Source organism: Nocardioides sp. (assembly GCF_036401255.1).
In the GTDB taxonomy this organism is placed as follows: Bacteria; Actinomycetota; Actinomycetes; order Propionibacteriales; family Nocardioidaceae; genus Nocardioides.
In genome coordinates, this window is record NZ_DASWVI010000271.1 from 1 (window position 1) to 5,643 (window position 5,643).

At 74.3% G+C, this 5,643-nt stretch carries 7 protein-coding genes; all 7 read left to right on the plus strand.

From position 1 onward, the window contains the following. Positions 1 to 305, plus strand: a 305-nt coding sequence (locus VGD85_RS12525; protein WP_331063776.1) for a glycosyltransferase, incomplete at its 5' end; no start/stop codon positions are given. Next, positions 302 to 1,642, plus strand: coding sequence for a UDP-N-acetylmuramate--L-alanine ligase (locus VGD85_RS12530; protein WP_331063777.1), 1,341 nt, complete (start codon positions 302 to 304; stop codon positions 1,640 to 1,642). The genes VGD85_RS12525 and VGD85_RS12530, both read left to right, overlap by 4 nt. Continuing rightward, a complete protein-coding gene (locus tag VGD85_RS12535) occupies positions 1,635 to 2,369 on the plus strand; it encodes a cell division protein FtsQ/DivIB (RefSeq protein ID WP_331063778.1) in 735 nt (244 codons plus the stop codon). The genes VGD85_RS12530 and VGD85_RS12535 overlap by 8 nt, the downstream gene beginning before the upstream one ends. Positions 2,370 to 2,595: 226 nt before the next feature. After that, entirely contained in the window at positions 2,596 to 3,825 is a 1,230-nt protein-coding gene (gene ftsZ, locus VGD85_RS12540; protein ID WP_331063779.1) for a cell division protein FtsZ, read from the plus strand. Between the two features lie 4 nt (positions 3,826 to 3,829). After that, complete coding sequence (locus tag VGD85_RS12545; protein ID WP_331063780.1) at positions 3,830 to 4,522, plus strand: polyphenol oxidase family protein; 693 nt, start codon at positions 3,830 to 3,832, stop codon at positions 4,520 to 4,522. Then, a complete protein-coding gene (locus VGD85_RS12550; protein WP_331063781.1) occupies positions 4,519 to 5,226 on the plus strand; it encodes a YggS family pyridoxal phosphate-dependent enzyme in 708 nt (235 codons plus the stop codon). The genes VGD85_RS12545 and VGD85_RS12550 overlap by 4 nt, the downstream gene beginning before the upstream one ends. 58 nt (positions 5,227 to 5,284) lie before the next feature. After that, positions 5,285 to 5,643: cell division protein SepF (locus VGD85_RS12555; protein ID WP_331063782.1), on the plus strand; the 359-nt coding region annotated here is incomplete at its 3' end.

Here is a 5,643-nt window from a genome sequence, read left to right on the forward strand (position 1 = left end):
GTGCCAACAGCGTGACCGAGGCGGCGGCCGTCGGCCTGCCCGCGGTGTACGTGCCGCTGCCGATCGGCAACGGCGAGCAGCGCCGCAACGCCGAGCCCGTCGTCGCCGCCGGCGGCGGCATCCTCGTCGACGACGCCGACCTCACGACCGAGTGGGTCGCGGGCACGGTGCCGCACCTCGCCGCCGACACCGCGCGGCTCGCCACGATGGGTGCGGCCGCGGCCGCGGTCATCCCGCGCGACGCCGACGAGCGGGTCGCCCGGATCGTGCTCGAGGCGGGCCGGCACGGATCGACGGCGCGATGAGGCTCCCCGTCCCCGAGGAGATGCTGCCCGCGGACCGGCTGGGGCGCGTCCACTTCGTCGGCATCGGCGGTGCCGGCCTCTCGGCGATCGCCCGGATCATGCTCGCGCGCGGCGTCCCGGTCAGCGGCAGCGACGGCACGGACTCGCCGACGCTCGAGGCGCTGCGCGCGCTCGGGGCCCGGGTGCACCTGGGCCACGACGCCGTCCACGTCCACGACGTCGACACGCTCGTCGTCTCGACCGCGGTGCACGAGGACAACCCCGAGTACCTCGAGGCGGTGCGCCAGGGGCTGCGGGTGCTCCCGCGGTCCGCGGCCCTCGCGTCGGTGATGGCCGGCCGCCGCGTGATCGCCGTCGCGGGCACCCACGGCAAGACGACGACGACCTCGCTGCTCACCGTGGCCCTGCAGGCCGCCGGCGCGGATCCGGCGTACGCCATCGGCGGCGACCTCGCGGCCACGGGCGTCAACGCCGCCGACGGCAGCGGCGACCTGTTCGTCGCCGAGGCCGACGAGAGCGACGGGGCGTTCTTGCACTACGCGCCGTACGCCGCGATCGTCACCAACATCGAGGCCGACCACCTCGACCAGTGGGGGACGCCCGAGGCCTACGCGGCCGCCTTCGACGAGTTCGCCGACACGCTGGACCCCGACGGCTTCTTGGTCTGCGTGGCAGACGACCCGGGAGCAGCCGCCCTGGCCGAGCGGCACCGGGCCGCCGGGCGGCGCGTCGTGACGGTCTCGGGCCAGGACGCCGCGGCGCTCGACGGCGTCACGCTCTGGTCGCCGGGGGAGCACTACCGCGCGGACGCCCTGGCAGCCCTGGCCGCCGGCGTCGAGCTCGGCTACCGCGCCGAGGACCTGGTCCGCGGGCTCACGTCCTACACCGGCACCAAACGGCGCATGGAGCGCAAGGGCGAGGCCGCGGGGGTCCGGGTCTACGACAGCTACGCCCACCACCCGACCGAGATCGCCGGCGACCTGCAGGCCGCGCGCGCCGTCGCGGGGGAGGGCCGGGTGCTGGTGGCCTTCCAGCCGCACCTGGTCTCGCGCACCCGGATCTTCGGCGCCGCGATGGGCGCCGCGCTCGGGGCCGCCGACGAGGTCGTGGTCCTCGACGTCTACCTCGCCCGGGAGGAGGCCGACCCGGCGGTGACCGGCGCCTCCGTGGCGGCCGGCGTACCCCTGCCGCCCGAGCGGGTCGCCTACGCGCCCGACCTCGAGTCCGCCGCCGCCGAGCTCGTCTCCCGGGCCCGGCCCGGCGACCTGGTGCTCACGCTCGGGGCCGGCACCGTCACCCAGGTCGGACCGCGGGTGCTGGAGCTGCTGGATGGCTAGACGTGACCCGGCCGAGCGCACCCGCCGCCGCTTCGCGCGCCGGCAGTGGGCACGCCGCTGGCTGGCCCTGCGGTACGTCGCCGCGGTGGTCCTCCTGGTCGGACTGGTCGCGGGCGGCGCCTGGCTCGTCTACTTCTCCTCCTGGCTCTCGGTCAAGGGAGTGGACGTCGACGGCGTCGACCTGCTCAGCGCCGCGGAGGTACGCCGGGCGGCCGCGGTGCCCGAGGGCGAGGCGCTGGCCCGCGTCGACCTGGACCGCGTCCGCTCGCGCGTGGAGGCCCTCGCTCCGGTGGCGTCGGCGGACGTCTCCCGGCAGTGGCCCGACCGGGTGCTCATCGAGGTGCAGGAGCGCGAGGCGGTCGCCGTCGTCGAGATCGGGGGCCAGCTGCAGGGCATGGACGCCGACGGCGTGGTCTTCCGCGACTACGCCCGTGCGCCGGCGGACCTGCCGCGCGTGGAGACCGGGTCGGACACCGGCAGCGAGGCGCTGCGCGAGGCGGCCCTCGTGGTGGCCGCGCTGCCCGCCGACCTGCAGGCCAAGGTCGACCACGTCCAGGTGGCGACCGTCGACGAGATCTCGCTGGACCTGCGCGACGGGCGGGTCGTGGAGTGGGGGAGCGCCGAGGACTCCGACCTCAAGGCCCGGGTGCTGGCCGACCTGCTCGAGGCCCGCCGCGCGCCGTACTACGACGTGAGCGTCCCCGGGCAGCCGACCACGCACGGCTGACCCTCTCCTGATCTCTCGGGCGAAACTTTCGTGCAGGTCGACGCGCTCCTGGCGTGTCGCCACGATCTGGGGCGCGCTCCTGCCTAGTCTCGTCACCACGGCGAGGTTGACATAACTATAACCCTCAGGCTGAGGGTCAGGGTTATCGACACACCGCGCCGCTTCCCCGACAGGCACACCCCGAACATCCCGCACCCGTACCCGAGCAGCGAGAGGCGAATCCGCCGTGGCAGCAGCGCAGAACTACCTGGCCATCATCAAGGTCGTGGGCATCGGTGGCGGTGGCGTGAATGCCGTCAACCGGATGATCGAGGTCGGGCTCAAGGGCGTCGAGTTCATCGCGATCAACACCGACGCGCAGGCGCTCTTGATGAGCGACGCCGACGTCAAGCTCGACATCGGCCGCGAGCTCACCCGGGGCCTCGGCGCCGGCGCCAATCCCGAGGTGGGCGCCCGGGCCGCGGAGGACCACGCGGACGAGATCGAGGAGGTCCTCAAGGGCGCGGACATGGTGTTCGTCACCGCCGGCGAGGGCGGCGGCACCGGGACCGGCGGCGCGCCGGTCGTCGCGCGGATCGCGCGCTCGCTCGGTGCGCTGACCATCGGTGTCGTGACCCGGCCCTTCGCCTTCGAGGGCAAGCGGCGCGCGACCTCCGCCGAGGACGGCATCGCCGGGCTCCGCGAGGAGGTCGACACCCTGATCGTGATCCCCAACGACCGACTGCTCTCGATCAGCGACCGCAACGTCTCGGTGCTCGACGCGTTCAAGCAGGCCGACCAGGTGCTGCTCCAGGGCGTGTCGGGCATCACCGATCTGATCACCACCCCGGGCCTGATCAACCTCGACTTCGCCGACGTCAAGTCCGTGATGTCCAACGCCGGCTCGGCGTTGATGGGCATCGGCTCGGCCCGCGGCGAGGACCGGTCGGTCGCCGCCGCCGAGATGGCCGTGTCGAGCCCGCTGCTCGAGGCGAGCATCGACGGCGCCCACGGCGTGCTGCTCTCGATCGCCGGCGGCTCCGACCTCGGCCTGTTCGAGATCAACGAGGCGGCCGCACTCGTCGCCGAGGCGGTGCACCAGGACGCCAACATCATCTTCGGCGCCACCATCGACGACGCGCTCGGCGACGAGGTCCGGGTGACGGTGATCGCCGCCGGGTTCGACGGCGGTATGCCCAAGCGCAGCGGCGAGGGCACGGTGCTGCGCCGCGAGCCCAAGCAGGCCTCGGCGCCCGTCCCGGCCCCGTCCGCTCCCGCCGCGGCGTCGACCACGGCGCCGTCGGAGGCGGACAAGGCGAAGGTCCCGGCCGGCGCTCCCGGCCGCCCGCAGCCCGGCACCTCCGGTCCGTCGGCCGGGTCGCCCTCGAGCCCGGCGCCGACCACCCGGCCCGCGGTGCCGCCACGGCAGATGCAGTTCGACGACGACGACCTGGACGTGCCCGACTTCTTGAAGTAGGACGATGTTCGGATTCCGCGAGACGGTGGAGGGTGAGGTCCGCGTGGACGTCGCCTTCACCGACTCCAGCATCGATCTCCAGGGTCTGCGCGACGGCTTCCCCGAGCGGCTCGCCCGGGTCGAGGCCGCGTGCGGGGTGCCGTTCGCCCGCCTCACCCAGGTGCACGGCGACGACGTGCACCTGGTCGACGCGCCGATGGGTCTCGACGAGGTGCCCACCGGTGACGCGCTCGTGACGGTGCGCCGTGGGCTCGGGCTCATGGTCCGGGTCGCCGACTGCGTGCCGGTGCTGCTCGCCGACCCCGACGCCGGGGTGGTGGGCGCGGTCCACGCAGGTCGAGACGGCATGGTGCGCGGTGTCGTCGGCAGCGCCGTGCGCCAGATGCGCGCCCAGGGCGCGACCTCGCTGCGTGCCTGGCTCGGTCCGCACGTGTGCGGGCGCTGCTACGAGGTCCCCGCCGAGATGCGGGCCGAGGTGGTGGCGCAGGTCCCGTCGGCGTACGCCGAGACGAGCTGGGGCACGCCCGCGCTCGACCTGGGCGCCGGCGTGCGGTCCCAGCTCGAGTCGGCCGGGGTGCAGGTCGTCGGCGTCGGTGGCTGCACGCTGGAGGACCCCACGCTCCACTCCTACCGGCGCGACGGCGCCGCGGCGGGCCGTCTGGCCGGGCTGGTGTGGATGTCGGAGCTCGCGTCGTGAGCGGCGCCGGGCGCCGCGACCAGATCGCGGCCAACCTCACGACCGTGCGCGGCCGGATCGCGACCGCCTGTGCCGAGGCCGGCCGGGAGCCCGAGGACGTCGAGCTGGTCGTCGTCACGAAGTTCTTCCCCGCCTCCGACGTGCGCCTCCTGGCCGAGCTCGGGGTCAGCGACGTCGGCGAGAACCGCCATCAGGAAGCCGAGGCCAAGGCCGCCGAGTGCGCGGACCTCGGCCTGCGGTGGCACTTCATCGGCGGGCTGCAGAGCAACAAGGCGGCCGCGGTCGCGGCGTACGCCGACGTCGTCGAGTCGGTCGACCGCCGCAAGCTGGTCACGCCTCTCGCCCGGGGGGCCCGCGAGCGCGGACGCCCGCTCGACGTGCTGATCCAGGTCAGCCTCGACCCGCCCGGCAGCGCCGGCCGCTCGGGTGCCGATCCCGCCGACCTCGCGCAGCTGGCGGCGCTCGTGCGGGAGACCGAGGAGCTGCGGCTGCGCGGGCTGATGGCGGTCGCACCGCTCGGTGCGGACCCGGCGCCGGCGTTCGAGCGGCTGGCTGTGCTCCGGCGCTCCTTCCTCGTCGACCACCCCGAGGCGACCTGGCTCTCGGCGGGCATGAGCGGCGATCTCGAGGAGGCCGTCAGGTCGGGCGCGACACACGTGCGGATAGGTTCCGCGGTCCTCGGTTCGAGGCCACAGGTCAAGTAGTGTCCAGATCACCAAGTGAGCGTCCGCAGCGGGCGCGGAGTTCCGGAGGGCAACAGTCATGAGCGGCGCGATGCGCAGGATCGGCGAGTACCTCGGCCTGCTCGAGGACACCGGCCGGTACGACGACGACTACGACGAGTACGAGACGCAGGAGACCGCCCCGGTGGCCGTGCGCTCGCCGAAGCGGGAGGGCCGTCCGGCCCCCGTGGCCGACCTGTCCGAGCGCCGCCGTCCGGCGTCGGGCCCGACCGGAGTGGTGGCCGAGCTGTCGCGCATCACGACCCTGCACCCGCGCACCTACAACGAGGCGCGCACCGTCGGCGAGAACTTCCGCGAGGGCACGCCGGTCATCATGAACCTCTCGGAGATGGACGACGCCGACGCCAAGCGCCTGGTGGACTTCGCCGCCGGTCTCGT